This window comes from Moraxella nasibovis, from assembly GCF_029581575.1.
GTDB classification, from domain to species: domain Bacteria; phylum Pseudomonadota; class Gammaproteobacteria; order Pseudomonadales; family Moraxellaceae; genus Moraxella; species Moraxella nasibovis.
The window spans coordinates 1,987,712-2,005,465 of record NZ_CP089975.1; the positions used below are offsets into that span (position 1 = coordinate 1,987,712).

The window sequence follows — 17,754 nt, forward strand, 5'->3', positions numbered from 1 at the left end:
GACAAAGTTTATAAAAACAAGTTATTCAGTCGTTTATTATAGCAAATATTATAGCAAAACTTAGGCGAATACAGCCAACATTTCGCATTTTTCTTTAAAAATCAAGGCGTGCCTGTGCCTTGATACAGCTCCACATAGCCGCTCGTGCCTGTGCCTGCTGGCGTATAGACAGGCTCAACATTGGTCGGGGCATTTGTGTTGGCATTGGGAATGTATATCTCTTGCAAAGCATAAGGCTGCGGCTCGGTATCGACCACGCCACCATAAATCACGCCATCGCTAGAAGTGCTTGCATTTGGGTCGTTGGGCGCACTGGCTGCCGCTTCGTCGCTGACTAAGGTCGTCAAGGTGACCGCCGATGCCATGCCTGCGGTATTTTGAATGGCATCTAGCACATAGCCTTGCTGTGCTTGAGTCATGTAGCCCATGACATAGGCGGTGCGATCACGCACGACGATCTTGTATTGTGATGACTTGATGTCACGGTTGGCAATCAGGCGTGCGTTGATTTTTGATTTTAGGTAGCTTTCATGCACGGTATGGCTTTGGCTTTTTGGGGTGGCGGCGACGGTCAGATAGTTGTACACCGCCGTCACATCTTTCATGGATTTGAGCATCGCCTCAATGTCTGCCTTGACGGTCTCATTAGGCACTTCGCCCGTCACCAGCACCTCGCGGCGAAAGCTGTCAAGCGCAATGCGTACGGTGTTTTGATCGACGCCATTGATTTGCGACAGATTTCTGCGTGCGGTGAATTCGATGCTCTCATCGCTGATGCGCTCAGGCAGACTACGCCCCATCTCATGCGAACCAAAATTTTGGTTGGTATCGCCGCCAAGCGTTGCACACGCCGTCAGTGTCATCATTGCGCCAAGCAAAGACACGAATGCGATTTTTTTCATGATTTCCACCTTTATTTTTCAATTTACTGTTTGGTTATTCATTGCAAATTGCAAAATGAAACACCACCCCAAACGCTCATTCACCCAAAAACGCCGCTTGTATCCATTCGCCGTCATGATGGGCATAAGACTGCTTGGTAAATTCGTCAAAGACGATCACATCAAAGCGACAGTCAAAATCAGCAAACTGCTCATGCTGCTGCATAAAGTGCTGCGCCGCTTGGATAATCTTTTTTTGCTTGGTAGGCGTGATGCTCTCCGCCCCCAGCGCATACACCTGCCTGCCATGCCTTCTGGCTCGCACTTCGATAAAGACAAGCGTCTTAATCGTCCGACCCGCCCTGTCTGTTCGGTACTCTGTGGCGATGATGTCGATCTCACCCAGCCTTGCGGCATGATAATTGCGTGCGATGATTTCAAGCCCTTTTGCCCGTACCATCTGACAGGCATGAGTCTCATAGACATCGCCGATGCGCTTTGTGCTTATCTTATCGGCAGGCATCAGCGCTCACGCACGACGACCGTCTTGGCAAGCTTATCATGCCAGCCTTGTTTTTTCTTGTCAAATGCCGCCCAAATATAGCCCAAAGCAAACACAAGACCTGACAAAAAGTAGCCAAAATAACGCAAAATCGCCTGCCCAAGTGTCAAATGATTGCCCGTTTTGCCGTCCAGCACTTTGAGCCCAAAAAGCATCTTGCCTGGCGTTGCGCCTTTTTTTAGCCAAAAAACAACCACCAAGACAATCGGCAAAATCAGCGACATCAGCGCATCAAACACCCCCAAAAATACCCCACCCACAGGCGGCTCATTCACCCCAAAATACGCATCACCATACACCAAATATAATATCGGCAAACTGACAAGCAGCCATAGCACACCATCGATGAGCTGGGCAGCAAGACGCACCCAAAAGCCTGCATATTGATAGACTGTGGCATTGTGGGCGGGGTGATTGGGATCATAAGAATGAGTATTCATGATGGCAATGGTACAAATGATGAAAATTAGCGCCTAGCATAGCAAAGTTTTTGAATTTACGCCATTTTTTTGCGTGAATAAACGAGATTTTTTTGTGATTTTTCTTTAAAATAAGCAAAAATCACTGAGAATCCGCCATGAAATTACGAATTTTGAGCATTGGACACAAAATGCCTGCGTGGGTGCAGTCAGGCGTGGAAGAGTATTTTAAACGCATTCAGCCCATGATGAGTACCGAGATCGTCGAGCTGCCCCCTGCCAAACGCAGCAAAAACCCATCACCCGCCGAAATCGACAAATACAAACAGCAAGAAGGACAGACCATCTTGCACGCGCGCCACCCAAAAGAGCGGCTGTGGGTGCTGGAAGTCCGTGGCAAAATGCTCTCCACTGAGGCGCTTGCCGACAAGCTTAGTACAGCCATGCAAGATGGCGCCGACATCGCTCTGGTCATCGGTGGCGCTGATGGTGTGTCGGCTGAGGTGCTGGCGGCGGCTGACTTTAAGTGGTCGCTGTCAGACCTGACGCTGCCGCACCCTTTGGTGCGAGTGATCTTGATTGAGCAGCTGTATCGTGCCATGAGCATCAACAACAACCACCCCTATCACCGTGGCGGCTAATCAATCCATCTTAGACAGATCAAGCTTGGCATCCAGCTGATAGACCAAATAAGTGCCAATGGCGGTCAAGATGGTCGCCGTAATGCCAAGCTTGGTGACAGGATTGACATCAAACAAGCTTAGCAACAACCCCCCAAAAATCCCCACCGAAAATTGCAGCGCCCCTTGCATCGCTGCCGCCATGCCAGCTCGCTTTTTTTGAAACGCCAGTGCGATCGCCCCTGCATTTGGCTGCGTAAAGCCAAGCCCTGCAATGCAGCAAAAGATGGCAAGAAACACAAGTACAAAGCTTGCCTGCCCACCAAACATCAGCCCAAGCAAGAGCAAGCACACCGCCGATACCACCTGTATCAATGCGCCAAAACGCAGCAGTTTCACCAGACGAAATTTCTGCGTCAAAAACTGATTCACCTGAGTGAGTGCAATAAAGCCAAAAGCATTCGCCCCAAAAGCGATGGCAAACGCCCGCTCCGACAGACCATAATTTTCCATAAACAACACGCTAGAAATCGACAGATAAATGAAAAACGAGCCTTGTAGCAGCCCTGCCGCCACCGCAGGCACGACAAAGGTCTTGTCTTTTAATAAATCCACATAGCCGATGAAAGTCTCGCTCATGGGTCGTGTGTTGCGGTTTTCTGGTGCGAGCGTCTCTTTTAAAAACAGCTTGGTCAAGATGATCACCAATACGCCATAAGCCGCCAAAAACCAAAACAAAGTATGCCAATCCGCCACCTGCAAAATCGCCGCCCCAAGCGTCGGCGCTAAGATCGGCGCCACCCCCATGACCAGCATCATAAGACTAAACGCCCTTGCCGACTGCACTGGACTTAGCGTATCACGAATCGCCGCCCGAGTGACGACGCCTGTCACGCACGCCCCCAGCGCCTGCATCGTGCGAGCCACGAACAGCACCCATTCATTGGTGGTCATGGCACAGATCACCGACGCCACGATGAATATCGCCATGCCAATGTACATCGGCTTGACACGCCCCACACGATCAGAAAACGGACCATAAAACAGCTGCCCAAACACCAAGCCGATAAAATAAGCAGGCACCGAACGAGCCACACTGGTGGTGCTCACCCCAAATTCCTCCGCCATGCTCGGCAGCGCTGGCAGATACATGTCAATGGCGAGCGGACCGATGGCGATGATCACGCCCATGATGAGCACCCACAGCGTTGGGAAGGGCTTGTCTTGTGTGGCTTGGATTTGGTTAGGATTCATAAAGCTCTCAGATTTTTTGTGTATTTTTTTAATTGTTTAATTCATGGCAGATAAGCCTTGATGCATCTATTGTAACACAGCTTTGCACTATGAGCTTAAAACACAACAAAACCCAAGGAAAATCTTGGGTTTTGGCATTGAAATTTTCATCAAAATTGTCATGAAAATTATCATGAAAATTGGCTTAGCGCAGCTTTAAAGTCATCAGACCCAGCACCACCAAAATGATGCACACGATGTAAAATCTTGCGACGACTTTGGTCTCTTTTAGCCCCATTTCCTCAAAATGATGATGCAGTGGCGCCATCAAAAAGATGCGTTTTTTGCGAAGTTTATAGCTGCCGACTTGCAAAATGACCGACAGCGCTTCTGCCACAAAAATACCACCCATGATGACAAAGGCAAGCTCTTGGCGAGTCATCACCGCCATCGTGCCAAGCATACCGCCTAGGCTCAGCGCCCCAACATCGCCCATAAAGACATCGGCAGGGGCTGCGTTATACCACAAAAAGCCAAGCCCTGCGCCAATGATCGATGCGCAGACGATGATGACCTCGGCATTGTAGGCGATGTACGGCACATGCATGTAGGCGGCGTAGTTTGCCGAGCCTGAAATGTAGGCAAATACGCCTAAACCTGCCGCCACCAGTACCACAGGCAAAATCACTAAGCCGTCCAAGCCGTCCGTCAGATTGACCGCATTGGACGAGCCATTGATGGTAAAATAAGTCAAAATGATAAAGCCGATGCCAAACGGAATCGCCGACAGCGGAATCACCCAGTTTTTAAACAGCGGCACCAGCACATCTTGCATGGCGGCGGCGGTGGCTGCGTCTTGCTGCATGGCGATGTAGTACAGCGAGCCACCAGCGAACAGTGAGCCAACCGACAGCCAAAAATACTTTTTGCGAGCGATTAAGCCTTGCGGGTTTTTGTGCTTGATTTTTAGCCAGTCATCCGCCCAGCCGACCGCCCCAAAAATCACCATCACCACCAGCAAAATCCACACATAAGGATTGGACAAATCCGCCCAAGCCAAAGTCGCAATGCCGATCGCCACCAAAATCAGCACACCACCCATCGTTGGCGTGCCTTGTTTGACAAGGTGAGTTTTTGGGCCGTCATCACGCACCGCTTGCCCGTATTTTAAGGTACGCAGATAATTGATGACAGGTTTTCCTGCGCCAATCACAATCAAAAGCGCCGTGATCACCGCAAGCAGCGCCCGCAATGTCAAAGACGAAATGGCGATGTCGCTGTGCTGAAATAACCAATATAGCATGATTTAACCCTTGTGGCAGTTACTGCCTTTTTTAAACATTTCTACAAATCTATAAACCATTAAAATTTATAAGACCCTAAGCATTCATCAGCCCATCGATGAGCGATTCCATTTTCATGCCACGAGAGCCTTTAAATAAAACCGTCGCCGTGTCGTTTTGTAGGCGAGATTTTAAGGCATCAAGCAAGGTAGCTTTGTTGGCAAAATGCGTCGCCACAGGACGAATCTCATTTGCCCCACGCACCATCTGTGCCATGTGCTGCCCTAAGCCAAAAATTTCATCAATCTCAAGTGTCGCAAGGCTTTGCCCCAAGCGATGATGCTCATCATCTGCCGCCTCGCCCAGCTCAAAAATATCGCCAAGCACCAAAATCTTGGTCGCCATCTCTTGCTCTAGCACCTTAGCCGCCGCCAGCATGGAAGTTGGGTTGGCATTATAAGTATCATCGATGAGCGTATGCTCGCCAAAACTTAGGCGAGTCAGTCGTCCTTTGGGTGGGTTTGCCGTCGTCAATCCCTGAACAATCATTTCAAGTGGCACGCCCAAGGCATAAGCACACGCCGCCGCCGCACAAGCATTGATGACATTATGCTCGCCAATGAACGGCAGTTCTACAGGCAGGCTTTCAATCTCATCAATCTGCAAATTGGTGTTTAGCGTAAAAGTGCTGTGCGTCATCGCCACATCCACATCATCAGCGAACAAATCGCCCATCATCAGCACCGAAGTTACGCCCTGCTCAGCAAGCATTGCCACATCATCATCGGACAAATCCGCCTCAGACAAAGGCACGCTTTTTTCGCCAAAACTCAAAATATTGGGGGTAAATTGGCTCGCCGACTCACCCAAAAATTCAAAAAACTCATCGCCAAACGGCACCACCGCCACGCCTGATTCACTCAATGACGAATAAATCTCCGCCTTAGCACGAGCAATGTTCGCTCGCCCACCAAACTCGCCCAGATGAGCCGTGCCGATATTTAGCACACAAGCAACATTTGGACGCACCAAAGCACTGGTATAAGCAATCTCGCCCACATGATTCGCTCCAAGCTCCATCACGGCAAAGCGATGTTCATCGGTCAGCTCAAGAAGCATCATCGGCACACCCAAATCGTTGTTCAGATTACCACGAGTAATCAGCGTGGGGGCGATTTGCCCAAAAATACTGCCAAGCATTTCTTTGGTGGTGGTTTTGCCTGCTGAGCCTGTCAGGGCAACGACCGTCAAATCAGGATGGACATCACGGCGGTATTTGCCCAAAAGTCCAAGAGCCTTTTTGCTGTCGCCTACGATAAGTTGGGGCAAGTCGCTTTCTACTTTTTCATTAACAATCGCCAACACCGCCCCTTTGTCTTTTGCGGTATTCACAAATTCGTGTCCGTCAAAATTATCGCCTTTGATTGCCAAAAAAATATCGCCTGCCGAAATCATGCGAGTATCAGTCGTAATCTTGGTACTTTGGGCGGTAAACTTACCGTGCCAAGTCGGATTTAGCTCAGCTAAGGCTTGGTTTAAATTGTCAAATTGCCAGATATAGGGGTTCATTTTTGTGCCTTTCGTCATAATTTAGTCATAAAATAGGGTTATTATAGCAAAGTCCCACCAACATTTCATCGCCTGCCATACCCAAGCTTGACAACGCCCCAAATCGCTTTATAATAAAATTTTTGGGAGAAAAAAAGCTTGTAGAAACCACTTCTTTGCCGATTTATATCCAAGAACAAATCATCGCTCATCAGCAGAGCGAACTTTTAGCCAGTAAAGCCAAGCCCTTGACCCAAAAAGGTTTGATTGGTGGCGAGCAAGTTTTTGGCATTTGGGCAAACCAAAACATTGACGGTGTCGCCTATCAAAACCAGCTCCGCTCTGAATGGGAGCGAGATTGGGAAAAAGACAGTGTGGAGATGACCCAATGATTTTGGTCGATAGCAATGTCATCATTTATTATTTTAATGGCGTCCAAAAAGCCGAAGCATTTTTGACGGATAATATCGGCAATATGACAATTTCTACTTTGACCGTTTCAGAAGTTTTGTCAAAGCCCAATTCATCAGAGCAAGAAATTGAAAATATCGACTTATTTTAAAAAATAATTTTCAATGGATTGATATCAGCCGTGAAATTATCTATAAATCTGCCGAAATTCGCCGTCAAAAGAGAACCAAAACGCCTGATGCCATTATCGGAGCAACAGCATTACTTCATCATTTAACACTCGCCACCAGAAATGTGGGGGATTTTGAGCATTTGCCGATGACGGCAATTAATCCGATTAATTGAATTGATTATCCATCAAAGCCCAATCACCAATAAAGATATTTTTAAAAATTACCGATACACAATCATATAATAAAAACAAAATACTCCAACACCAATAAAAACACCCCCAAATAACCAATGAAATAATCTAGCAATCTTAATGGCTTTTTGGGTTGGCGGTTGCTGTTGATAATATTGTTTTATGCGTTTTATAATAACAGTTCTAATTTCATTACTAGCAATAACAACAATAAAAATGACAAAACTATGAATTATCTCAAAGGCAACCAATAACAAAAGCAAACAATAAACAATCATCATCAGGCAATTAAAAATATTGTCATAATGGTTATCTAAAATTACTTCTTGATTATCACTCATCACCTAATTCCTATCACTTCCCCCACTTGCCAATCATCTCCCCCACCACCACTCTATCATCAAAATCATAACGCACGCCCTGTATCTCTTGATAGGTCTCATGTCCTTTACCTGCGATGACGACAATGTCCTGCTCGCCTGCCAATTTTACCGCAAGCTCAATCGCAAGTTTCCTATCAGGTTCAATCTCAATTTTATAATGACTCTCGCAATCCAAACCTTCTTGCATGTCCTTTAAAATCGCAAGCGGATTTTCACTTCTGGGATTGTCGGCGGTCAAAATCACTTTATCGGCAAATTTTAGGGCAGATTTGGTCATCAAAGGTCGCTTACCCCTATCACGGTCGCCCCCACAGCCAAACACGGCAATGAGCGAGCCTGCGCAATGATTTTTTAGGCTTTTTAGCACTTGTTCTAAGGCATCAGGCGTGTGGGCATAATCCACGATGAACGAGCCAGTTTTGGAGGGTACTCGCTCCATTCGTCCGCTTGCACCTTTTAAGTGATTGATATTATTAGAAATTTTTTCAAGAGAAATGCCCATTGCAAGGCTTGCCCCAATGCTTGCCAAAAGATTTGCCACATTAAACAAGCCGAGCAGTGGACTTTTTACCGTCATTTGCCCTTGTGGGGTGGCGATACTCATCTCAACGCCGTCAAGGCTTGGGGCGATGTCGCTTGCAAAAATATCCGCCTGTGCATTGCTGGTGCTGTAAGTCCAAACGGTCAAACCAGACGCTTTGGCTTGGTTTAGAAAAACTTCACTGTATTCATCATCAAGGTTAATAATGGCATGGGTTAGATTTGGGAATAACGCCTTATCAAAGAGCTTGGCTTTGGCATTGGCATAGTCCGCCATATCGCTGTGATAGTCCAAATGGTCTCGGGACAAATTAGAATAAATCGCAACTTTGACTGGCACACCCTGCAAGCGGTGCTGGTGCAAGCCGTGCGAGCTTGCCTCCAATGACACAAGCTCTGCCCCATCTTGTGCCATTTTGTACAAAAATTCTTGCACCAAAAGCACATCGCCTGTGGTATTTGCCGACTGCACAAGCTGACCCAGTCGCCCATTGCCCGCCGTCCCCATGATGGCGGACGACACACCAGACAGCTCGGCAAGCTGAGCGACCAGCTGGCTGATGGTGGTCTTGCCATTCGTGCCTGTTACCGCCACCACCGTCGGTAAAGCTGCCGCATTTTCCAGCTGAAATCTGGCGGCAATCAGCTCGCCCAGACATTCACGAATGCTTGGCAAATAGACGATGGGATGATGAAAATCTGCGGTATCAAGCAAAGCAGGATCAATCTGTGACAGCGCAAATGCCGCCTTATCCGCCACCGCCTTTAAATAGCCATTGGCACGCTCAAAATCGCCCTTTTGCCCAAAGCTTTCAAGCAAAACAAACGCATCGCCTGCCTCAATCTTGCGACTGTCCAAACAAAACCGCACAAACGGCACATCCGCTACGGACATCAAGGCATCAGGCATGCTTTTGTTCAATTCATCAAATAATGCAGACAGCGTCACGGCTTTCATAAGACCACTCCTTTTTTGTATGGTAGACTATGGCGATTGGGGTGCAGGCATGTCCTTAGCATCGACCTGCAATGGCTTGTCAAATGGCACATTATAAAGGCGCAGCGCCTCTTTCATGACATTGTGAAACACAGGTGCTGCGACCACACCGCCATAGAATTGACGGCGTGGATCTTCCACCAAGATCGCCACGACAAAGCGTGGGTTTGATGCAGGGGCAATGCCTGCAAAGGTGGTGCGATACTGATCTGTATAATAGCCACCCTCAGGATTGGCTCGGCGGCTCGTACCTGTCTTGCCCGCCACACGGTAGCCATTGATGGCGGCGGCTCGTGCCGTACCTCCTTGCTCTGTCACCAGCTCCATCATCTTGACGATCGCATCGGCATGTCTTGCCTCGATGACTTTGGTCGGCTCGGCGCTCTTTTCGTCCTTGACCAGACGCAAAGGATTCATCTGACCGTGATTGCCAAGCGCAGCATAAGCCTGAGCCACCTGAGCGAGCGTCACGCTCTGACCATAGCCATAGCTGAGCGTGGCACGGCGTGTGGTGTCTTTTTCGCCGCTGGGGTTTTTGACACTGCCCGATGCCTCGGCAGGGAAATTCAGTGCGGTCTTCTGCCCAAAGCCAAAGCGGCGCTGAATGTCGGCGATGTCATTAACCCCAAGATTTAGCGCAATCTTAGCGGAGGCGACATTACTTGATTTTTGGATGAGTTTGGCAAGGGTGATTGAGCCGTAGTTGCCACTGTCTCGGATGGTATAGCCGCCAACATACATACTGCCTGGGGCGGTATTGATGAGCGAATTGACCGAATATTTGCCAGATTCTAAGGCGGCCGCCACCGTAAAAGGCTTCATGATGGAACCCGGCTCAAAGGTGTCAAGCACGGGGCGATTGCGCTCATTGGCACCAGTACGCTCAGCCAGATTGTTTGAATTAAAAGACGGCCATGAGCCAAGCGCAAGTACATCACCTGTCAAGACATCCACCACAATGCCTGAGCTTGAACGAGCCGACTGCAAACGCCCCACTTGTTCAAGCTCTTTATACAGCACATATTGCAAACGAGAATCGATGGTTAGCTGAATGTCCTGACCCTCAACCTTTGGCTTGATCTCTTTAAGCTCTTTGATGGCAGATTGACGAGCATCTTTGAGTACAAGCACCTGACCTCGCTCGCCTGCAAGCTGCTGCTCATATTTCGCCTCAATGCCTGCACGACCGACATAGCCGCCATTTTTTTCGTCATTAGATTGCGCCATATAGCCCAAAATCTGCGCATTTGGCTCCGCTTGCAAATAATATCTTTGGAAAAATTTCTCTTCGCTCACGCCGACAAAGTCAAGCTGCATGAGTGGCTCGACCAGCTCAGGCGATGCCTTGGACAATAAAATCATGCGTTTTGAACCTGCGCCCTTTGGCAAGGCGGCGGCGACAGCTTTTTCGTCGCTGACATCCAGCGTATTGTCAATCGCCACCGCTTTTTGTAGCTTGTCTAGCGGGAAATTTGCTGTGCTAGACAGCTTTACCAAATCCATGTCTTTGAGCTCTTGTATCGCCTTATCTCTTTGTCTTTGACTGGATGAAGTTTTGATGATTTTATCAAGACGATAATACTCCACGGCATAGTCATAAGGACTAAAAACCACGGTCGATAGCGGTGCATTTGCCGCCAGCGGTGCGCCCGTAGTGTCGGTAATCATGCCTCGATAAGCAGGGACATTGCGCTTAGAAGTGATGAGCGTCTCACCTTGCTCAATCAAAAAATCAGAATGAAACACCTGCAAATAAAACGCTCTGGCAAACAGCGTCAAAAAACACACCGCCATGATCGCCCAGACCACACGATAACGACCGACATCATGCATACCGCCAAGCATGGTCGCTTGATGGCGACGCTTACCAATGCCCAGCTTGTCGGTGAGCCATGCCGACACCTTGCGAGTTGTGCCCGCCTGATGATGCTTGGCAGGATTGGCTTTATTTTGGGTGGCTTTTTTGCGCAGTGGCGGCGTGACTTTTGCTGATGCGCCTTGTTTTTGTGTTGGTTTTTTCATCATTCGCCCGCCTGCTGACTTTGAGATGAAGTGGTGCTGGCACTTGGGGCGATGATGCGTCTGTTATCGCCCGCAGGGAAAAACATACCAAGCTCACTGACCGCACGACGAGCCACTTGCGGGGTGGCGCTGAAAGTCTGCTGCTCGATGAGCAAACGCTGCTCTTCGACTTGCATGGCGGTCAGCTCGTTTTTTAGCTGTTGTAGCTGTCGATACGCTTCATGATGCGTCTGCGTCTGCTTGGCGATGCCCACGCCCGTCCACATGATCGCCACAAACAGCACCGCCAAAATCACACGATACAGCCCCACCATGCTGATGGGCTGGTCGGTGTCGGTTTTTGACGAAATCAGATGGGCGTGTTTGTCGTTCATGATATTTTATCTTAGTTTGTGGCAAATTTTGCCAAGGTTTCAAGGTCTATTGTATTAAAAACGGCATTTAAAAGTTAAAATTTAAAAGTTTAAAATGTCATTCAAAAGCCACATCACTACGCTTTGCCCCACGCAAATAAGCACTTCTGGCTCGTGGATTGTGCTTAATCTCATCATCGCTTGGGGCAACACGGCTTGGCTTACCAAAATATTTGGCTCGTTTTGGGGCGATGAGCAGTTTTTCGTCTCCTTCCCAACGCCCTTTGCTGTGGTTATTTAAAAACTGCTTAATACGGCGATCTTCAAGCGAATGAAAGCTAATCACCGCAAGATGCCCACCTGCTTTTAATACCGCCAAGCTCTGCGTCAAAAAATCATCGACATCAAAAAGTTCATTGTTAATAAAAATCCGCATCGCCTGAAAACTCTGCGTCGCTGGGTGCTTGCCCTTTTGCCAAGCAGGGTGAGCTTGCTTGATGACTTCGGCAAGTTCTAGGGTGGAATTGTAATTTTCCATCGCCTTAATCGCACGGGCAATCTTACGACTGTGGCGCTCTTCGCCATATTCAAAAAGCACATCGGCAAGCGTATCTACATCCACCACCGAAAGCCACTCGCCCACCGTTTGCCCACGAGTCGTGTCCATACGCATATCCACCGCCCCATCACGCATAAAACTAAAGCCACGAGAGCCGTCATCCAGCTGGGGGCTAGACACGCCAAGATCGGCAAGCAAGCCATCCACCTGATCAATGCCAAGCGTCCTTAGGCTGTCTTGCAAAGTTGCAAAACTGTCGTGAATGATTCGCACTCGGTTGTCCGTCTGGGCAAGGGCTTGGGCGTTCGCAATCGCTTGTGGGTCTTTGTCAAACACCACCAAAATCGCATCGTCCGCCAGATATTCAAGCAATAGCCTGCTGTGTCCGCCACGCCCAAAAGTGGCATCAACGAACACGCCACAGACGCTGTTTTTTGGGACATCTTGCAAATTTTGCACGCCCAAAACCATCGCTACGGTTTCATCAAGTAGGACGGTCGTGTGGCGAAATTGTGCCAAATCAGCCGTATCCGTGCCAATTTTATCCAAATCACTCATCGCCATCACCCCAAAAAATTCAACGAAAAATCAAACCAAAATGCGTGCAAAAATCCTGCCCAAACAAGAAAATTACAAACCTTGTATTTTAGCAGTAATTTGGGCATTTGTGGCGGCTTTTTTGTGTCTGGATTGTTGCTAAATCCTTAGCTTTTGCATATTAAGCCGTATATTTTGCAAGCAAAACAACAACCCTACCCAAAACTTGCCAAATTTGATATGATAATGCAATATTTTTGAGCAAAAATTTTTACCCTTTAACGATTTTTATTGCCAATTTAACCAACAAAAACTCCAGTGAGAAATCTATGACTCGTCCTGTTCGCACTCGCATTGCCCCAAGTCCAACTGGCTTTCCCCATGTCGGCACGGCTTATATTGCCTTATTTAACCTAGCTTTTGCCAAATCAATGGGTGGCGAATTTATCCTGCGTATTGAAGACACTGACCAAGTTCGCTCCACCGCCCAATCTGAACAGATGATTTTAAACGCCCTGCGCTGGATTGGCATTGAATGGTCAGAAGGTCCTGATGTGGGTGGTCCGTTCGCCCCTTATCGCCAGTCTGAACGCTCGGAAATTTATAAAAAATACGCCCAAGAGCTTTTGGACAAAGGACACGCCTTTCGCTGTTTTTGCACGCCTGAGGAGCTTGATGCGATGCGAAAAGAGCAAGAAGCAAACGGTCTGCCCGTCCGCTATGATGGTCGCTATGCCAATCTAAGCCGTGAAGAGAGTGATAAATTGGCGGAAAGTGGTAAGCCATTTGTCATCAGAATGCGTGTGCCGACCGAAGGCACTTGCACCATTCACGATATGCTGCGTGGCGAGATCAGCATTCCATGGGAAACGGTGGATATGCAAGTTTTGCTAAAAACTGATGGCTTGCCGACTTATCATCTTGCCAATGTCGTGGATGATCATTTGATGCAAATCAGCCATGTGATTCGTGGCGAAGAGTGGATCAACTCCGCCCCAAAACACAAACTTTTGTACGAATATTTTGGCTGGGAAATGCCTGTGCTGTGCCACATGCCACTACTTCGTAACCCTGACAAATCCAAGCTGTCTAAACGCAAAAACCCAACTTCCATCACTTATTATCGTGATGCAGGCGTTTTGCCAGAAGCCTTGATGAATTATCTGGGTCGTATGGGCTATAGCCTACCAAACGAACAAGAAAAATTCAGCCTAGATGAGATGATTGCCACCTTTGACATCAAGCGTGTGTCGCTGGGCGGACCTGTGTTTGATGTGGAAAAACTCTACTGGCTAAACGGCGAATACCTACGCTCAATGGATGTAGAAAATCTAAAAAATGCCATTTTATCTTGGGCGAGCGATGATGACAAACTGACCGCCATCGCCAAGGCAATCCAGCCACGCATTAACCTGCTGTCTGATGCGGTGAATTGGGCGGGCTTTTATTTTCAAAATCTGCCAAATGTTACGGCAGAAGATTTCGCCCACAAAACGCTGGATAATGACAAGCTCTTAGAAATGCTGTATCTGGCGATTTGGCAGCTAGAAACCCTGCCAGAATGGAGCGAAGAGAACATCTACCAGACCCTAAAAGGGCTGTCGGCGCACCTTGAGATTAAGCTTAAGGACTTTATGCAACCGTTTTTTGTGGCGATTGCAGGCTCTACCAGTTCCACGCCTGTGATGAACTCAATGTATGTCATCGGTGCGGACATGACTTTGGCTCGCCTTCGCCACGCCACCGAAGTGCTGGGCGGACTTGGCAAGAAAAAACTCAAAAAATTAGAAGAAGTGAATAAATCTTTGCCAAATTTTTTGAGTGCTGAGTAAGGCTTTTGTATAAATGGGGAGTTATTTTATTCCCCATTTTTCATAATAATTTAAAAAATCATTGTTCGAATGGAGTAATTTATGACAAGCAATCGTTTTATCATTGCCAGTTTAATATTTGGTATCCTAACAGGCTGTGCATCCGCCCCAAAATACGAATTGCCTGCCAATGCCCCTGTCGCCACCGTCAAGGCAAACTTAAAGCCAGTCGGCAGTCGTAATTCATCTACCGATGTTGAATTTAAGATTGACAACATTTTTTATCCAATGTTTTATACATCATCACTAAAACCCAAAGAATTCTCCCCTGTTACAATCCAAGCCAACAAACCCATAACTATTTTATATCAAAATCGTTTTGTGAATGAAGTATGCAGAATTCGCATTAACGCAATTCTAGAGCCTAACAAAACTTATACTGTCATAGATAGTATGAGTTTTGGTAAAGGGCTGTTTAATACAGGTATCTTTGCCAGCAAATATTGCCATTTTGGTATTATGGACGATCAAACTGGAAAATTGATTGGCGAATATCAAAAATAACGCAGCTTTAAATGTAATGGGGATTTTTATAATCCCCATTTTTTATGATATATGATTGGCATTGTACCGTCCTGAAAATTATAAATTTTTATCAATAAAATCAATTATTTACAAAATTTTTAAAAATTTTGTAAATATGCGCTTGACATCCTGTCATTCTCCCTATATAATACGCCCACCTTAACACAAGGGGCTATAGCTCAGTTGGTAGAGCACTTGCATGGCATGCAAGGGGTCAGCGGTTCGACTCCGCTTAGCTCCACCAAATTTTGTTAAGGCTGAATGTAAGCACCTAGGCATTTATCTTACATTCATGAGTTTTAAGTTTAAAACTTTTACTTGCGCTCCATTCGTCTAGAGGCCTAGGACACCGCCCTTTCACGGCGGTAACAGGGGTTCGAATCCCCTATGGAGTGCCAATATTCCAAAAAGCCAGTCATAACGACTGGCTTTTTTATTGAATTAATTGGCTGATATCAAGTAAGCCTGATATCAGTCAATTCCTAAATCGCTTTGTCAAGTAGCCACTACTACCAATTAACAAAGCCAGACAAATTACTTTAACCAAGTCAAAATCAACTCGCAGAACCGATTGCTTTGCTCCACATTAGCAATGTGCGAGGCGTTAATGGTGGCAAGGCTGGCATTTGGGGCATTTGCCACGATAAATTCGCCATCGGTAACGGTGGTCACAGGGTCATTTTCGCCTGCGATGACCAGCATGGAAACTTGGGCGTTTTTTAGCTCATCACGCAAATCCGCCACCGCCAAGGCTTCACAGCAGTTGGCATAGCCGTCTTTATCACCCTTAGCCAAGTCATCGCTTAATTTTTTGACCGCATCAGGATGTTTAGCGATAAATTCATCAGTAAACCAACGGCTCGGAGCAGTATTGGCAATCGCTTGCAAACCATTTTCTCGCACGCTATTTGCCCTATCTTGCCAAGCTTCTTTATTGCCGATTTTGGCAGCGGTGTTAGAGACGATGATTTTGTTAAATTTGTGCGGAGCGTGAATAGCAAGCCAAATGCCTGTTAAGCCACCCATAGAAATCCCACAAAAATTCGCCTTTTCAACCCCCAAAAAATCCAGCAGAGCCACCACATCGCCACCTAACTCATCAATGGTGTAGGCGTGATTTGGGGTGGAGCTTTGACCATGTCCACGGGTGTCATAGCAGATGATAAAAAAATCATCTTTTAAAGCGTCAATCTGGGCTTGCCACATCGTATAATTTGTTCCCAAAGAATTGGAGAAAATCAGTGCAGGCTTGGACTTTTCGCCAAAAGTTTGGTAATTTAAGCTGACATCTTTATTTTGAAAAATTGGCATAATACCCCCTTTAAACTCTCTCAATAATCAAGGCAATGCCTTGCCCCACCCCAATACACATACTACATAGGGCGTATTTTCCGTCTGTTTTTTCAAGCTGATTGAGAGCGGTTGTTACCAATCTTGCCCCAGACGCACCGAGCGGATGTCCAATGGCAATCGCACCGCCATTAGGGTTAACACGCGCGTCATCATCGGCAAGTCCCAAATCACGGGTACAAGCAAGTGCCTGAGCCGAAAACGCTTCATTAAGCTCAATGACATCCATTTGTTCTAGGGTCAAGCCTGTTTGGGCAAGGAGTTTTTTAATCGCAGGAGCAGGGGCAAAGCCCATAATGCGTGGCTCAATGCCCACCGTGGTGCTGGCGATGATTTTGGCTCGTGGTGTAAGCCCAAACTTTGCCACCGCCTCATCAGAGGCAATCAGCACCGCACTTGCTCCGTCATTGATGCCTGAGGCATTGCCAGCCGTTACCGTACCGTCTGCTTTGACGACTGGTTTTAGCCTTGCCAACACTTCAAGGCTGGTTTCTCGTGGATGTTCGTCTTTATTTACAATAATCGGTTCGCCTTTTTTTGGCACAATCGTAACAGGGACGATTTCTTTGTCAAAAAAGCCATTGTCTTGGGCGATTTTGGTTAAAGTTTGGCTACGCAAGGCGAATTTGTCTTGGTCGGTGCGAGAGATGTTAAATTGCTCGGCGACATTTTCCGCCGTCTGCGGCATGGTGTCCACGCCGTGCAGTTCTTTTAATTTGGGGTTGATAAACCGCCAGCCCATCGTAGTATCCTCGATTTTTTGGGTGCGGTCATAGGCATTTTCAGCTTTACCCATCACAAAAGGAGCTCGACTCATGCTCTCGACACCACCTGCGATGATGAGGTTTGCCTCGCCTGATTTAATCGCACGGCTTGCCATCGCCACTGCATCCAATGACGAACCACACAAGCGGTTAATGGTGGTGGCTGGCACTTGTACAGGTAAGCCCGCCAAAAGTGCCGACATCCGTCCGACATTGCGGTTGTCCTCGCCTGCTTGGTTGGCACAGCCAAAAATCACATCGTCAATTTGAGCAAAATCCACCGCTGTGTTGCGTTCCATTAACGCCTTTAATACCACCGCTCCCAAATCGTCCGCTCGCACGCTTGCCAAAGCTCCGCCATAACGCCCAAAAGGGGTGCGAATAGCGTCAATGATGTATGCGTTTTTCATAAGTTATTCCTTAATATAATCAATTCATTTCAAAATTGCCTAAAAACTGTTCGCCCTGAGTTTATCGAAGGGTAACGGTTTTTCCTTCATGGCTCGACAAGCTCACTTTGAGCGAAAAACTT

19 protein-coding genes and 2 tRNA genes are annotated in these 17,754 nt (G+C 47.4%); 8 read left to right on the top strand and 13 right to left on the bottom strand.

What is annotated here, in order from left to right; genetic code table 11:
• Positions 1 to 101: 101 nt before the first annotated feature.
• From LU290_RS09510 to LU290_RS09520, 3 genes are all read right to left on the bottom strand, one after another.
• Positions 102 to 902: a BON domain-containing protein gene (locus LU290_RS09510; RefSeq protein ID WP_277808347.1), complete on the bottom strand. Its 801-nt coding sequence runs from the start codon at positions 900 to 902 to the stop codon at positions 102 to 104.
• A 76-nt stretch (positions 903 to 978) separates the two neighbouring features.
• Positions 979 to 1,404, bottom strand: coding sequence for a YraN family protein (locus tag LU290_RS09515; RefSeq protein WP_277808348.1), 426 nt, complete (start codon positions 1,402 to 1,404; stop codon positions 979 to 981).
• Positions 1,404 to 1,883 (bottom strand): RDD family protein, encoded by a 480-nt coding sequence (locus tag LU290_RS09520; protein ID WP_277808349.1) that lies wholly within the window; start codon positions 1,881 to 1,883, stop codon positions 1,404 to 1,406. The genes LU290_RS09515 and LU290_RS09520 overlap by 1 nt, the downstream gene beginning before the upstream one ends.
• A 137-nt stretch (positions 1,884 to 2,020) precedes the next feature.
• Between LU290_RS09520 and rlmH the strand changes: the two genes are divergently transcribed.
• A complete protein-coding gene (gene rlmH, locus LU290_RS09525) occupies positions 2,021 to 2,503 on the top strand; it encodes a 23S rRNA (pseudouridine(1915)-N(3))-methyltransferase RlmH (protein WP_277808350.1) in 483 nt (160 codons plus the stop codon).
• Here the strand turns inward: rlmH and LU290_RS09530 are convergent, their stop codons facing one another.
• The 3 genes from LU290_RS09530 to LU290_RS09540 all read right to left on the bottom strand — a co-directional run bounded on the left by LU290_RS09530 (position 2,504) and on the right by LU290_RS09540 (position 6,567).
• Positions 2,504 to 3,736 (bottom strand): multidrug effflux MFS transporter, encoded by a 1,233-nt coding sequence (locus LU290_RS09530; protein ID WP_277808351.1) that lies wholly within the window; start codon positions 3,734 to 3,736, stop codon positions 2,504 to 2,506.
• 184 nt (positions 3,737 to 3,920) lie between these two features.
• A complete protein-coding gene (gene mraY / locus LU290_RS09535) occupies positions 3,921 to 5,018 on the bottom strand; it encodes a phospho-N-acetylmuramoyl-pentapeptide-transferase (RefSeq protein WP_277808352.1) in 1,098 nt (365 codons plus the stop codon).
• 76 nt (positions 5,019 to 5,094) lie between these two features.
• Positions 5,095 to 6,567: a UDP-N-acetylmuramoyl-tripeptide--D-alanyl-D-alanine ligase gene (locus LU290_RS09540; protein ID WP_277808353.1), complete on the bottom strand. Its 1,473-nt coding sequence runs from the start codon at positions 6,565 to 6,567 to the stop codon at positions 5,095 to 5,097.
• A gap of 122 nt (positions 6,568 to 6,689) precedes the next feature.
• Between LU290_RS09540 and LU290_RS09545 the strand changes: the two genes are divergently transcribed.
• From LU290_RS09545 to LU290_RS10695, 3 genes are read left to right on the top strand one after another with little or no spacing between them, the layout of a single operon-like run.
• On the top strand, positions 6,690 to 6,938 hold the full coding sequence (locus LU290_RS09545) for a hypothetical protein (protein ID WP_277808354.1): 249 nt from the start codon (positions 6,690 to 6,692) through the stop codon (positions 6,936 to 6,938).
• On the top strand, positions 6,935 to 7,108 hold the full coding sequence (locus tag LU290_RS09550) for a PIN domain-containing protein (RefSeq protein ID WP_277808355.1): 174 nt from the start codon (positions 6,935 to 6,937) through the stop codon (positions 7,106 to 7,108). Before LU290_RS09545 ends, LU290_RS09550 begins: the two co-directional genes overlap by 4 nt.
• Before the next feature lie 38 nt (positions 7,109 to 7,146).
• Positions 7,147 to 7,302: a PIN domain-containing protein gene (locus tag LU290_RS10695; protein WP_370688565.1), complete on the top strand. Its 156-nt coding sequence runs from the start codon at positions 7,147 to 7,149 to the stop codon at positions 7,300 to 7,302.
• 48 nt (positions 7,303 to 7,350) lie between these two features.
• Here LU290_RS10695 and LU290_RS09555 read toward each other — a convergent pair whose 3' ends face one another.
• The 5 genes from LU290_RS09555 to rsmH form a co-directional block, all read right to left on the bottom strand.
• Complete coding sequence (locus LU290_RS09555) at positions 7,351 to 7,662, bottom strand: hypothetical protein (protein ID WP_277808356.1); 312 nt, start codon at positions 7,660 to 7,662, stop codon at positions 7,351 to 7,353.
• Between the two features lie 13 nt (positions 7,663 to 7,675).
• The gene (locus LU290_RS09560) at positions 7,676 to 9,154 is read right to left on the bottom strand and encodes a UDP-N-acetylmuramoyl-L-alanyl-D-glutamate--2,6-diaminopimelate ligase (protein ID WP_277809603.1); all 1,479 of its coding nucleotides are present in this window, start codon (positions 9,152 to 9,154) and stop codon (positions 7,676 to 7,678) included.
• Between the two features lie 75 nt (positions 9,155 to 9,229).
• A complete protein-coding gene (locus LU290_RS09565; RefSeq protein ID WP_277808357.1) occupies positions 9,230 to 11,266 on the bottom strand; it encodes a peptidoglycan D,D-transpeptidase FtsI family protein in 2,037 nt (678 codons plus the stop codon).
• Positions 11,263 to 11,637, bottom strand: a complete 375-nt coding sequence (ftsL, locus tag LU290_RS09570; protein ID WP_277808358.1) for a cell division protein FtsL — start codon at positions 11,635 to 11,637, stop codon at positions 11,263 to 11,265. The genes LU290_RS09565 and ftsL overlap by 4 nt, the downstream gene beginning before the upstream one ends.
• Positions 11,638 to 11,734: 97 nt before the next feature.
• A complete protein-coding gene (gene rsmH, locus LU290_RS09575; protein ID WP_277808359.1) occupies positions 11,735 to 12,733 on the bottom strand; it encodes a 16S rRNA (cytosine(1402)-N(4))-methyltransferase RsmH in 999 nt (332 codons plus the stop codon).
• 308 nt (positions 12,734 to 13,041) lie between these two features.
• On the opposite strand from rsmH, the gene gltX reads away from it, so the two are divergent.
• The 4 genes from gltX (at position 13,042) to LU290_RS09595 (ending at position 15,506) form a co-directional block, all read left to right on the top strand.
• Positions 13,042 to 14,544 carry a glutamate--tRNA ligase gene (gene gltX / locus LU290_RS09580; protein ID WP_277808360.1) on the top strand — a complete coding sequence of 501 codons (1,503 nt, stop codon included), beginning with the start codon at positions 13,042 to 13,044 and terminating at the stop codon, positions 14,542 to 14,544.
• Between the two features lie 81 nt (positions 14,545 to 14,625).
• Entirely contained in the window at positions 14,626 to 15,087 is a 462-nt protein-coding gene (locus tag LU290_RS09585; RefSeq protein ID WP_277808361.1) for a hypothetical protein, read from the top strand.
• Between the two features lie 189 nt (positions 15,088 to 15,276).
• A tRNA-Ala gene (locus LU290_RS09590) sits at positions 15,277 to 15,352 on the top strand.
• 78 nt (positions 15,353 to 15,430) lie between these two features.
• Positions 15,431 to 15,506 (top strand) — tRNA-Glu (locus LU290_RS09595).
• A gap of 136 nt (positions 15,507 to 15,642) precedes the next feature.
• On the opposite strand, the gene pcaD is transcribed toward LU290_RS09595, so the two are convergent.
• Both pcaD and pcaF read right to left on the bottom strand, forming a co-directional pair.
• A complete protein-coding gene (gene pcaD / locus LU290_RS09600; RefSeq protein ID WP_277808362.1) occupies positions 15,643 to 16,419 on the bottom strand; it encodes a 3-oxoadipate enol-lactonase in 777 nt (258 codons plus the stop codon).
• A gap of 10 nt (positions 16,420 to 16,429) precedes the next feature.
• The gene (pcaF, locus tag LU290_RS09605) at positions 16,430 to 17,632 is read right to left on the bottom strand and encodes a 3-oxoadipyl-CoA thiolase (RefSeq protein ID WP_277808363.1); all 1,203 of its coding nucleotides are present in this window, start codon (positions 17,630 to 17,632) and stop codon (positions 16,430 to 16,432) included.
• Positions 17,633 to 17,754: the final 122 nt, after the last annotated feature.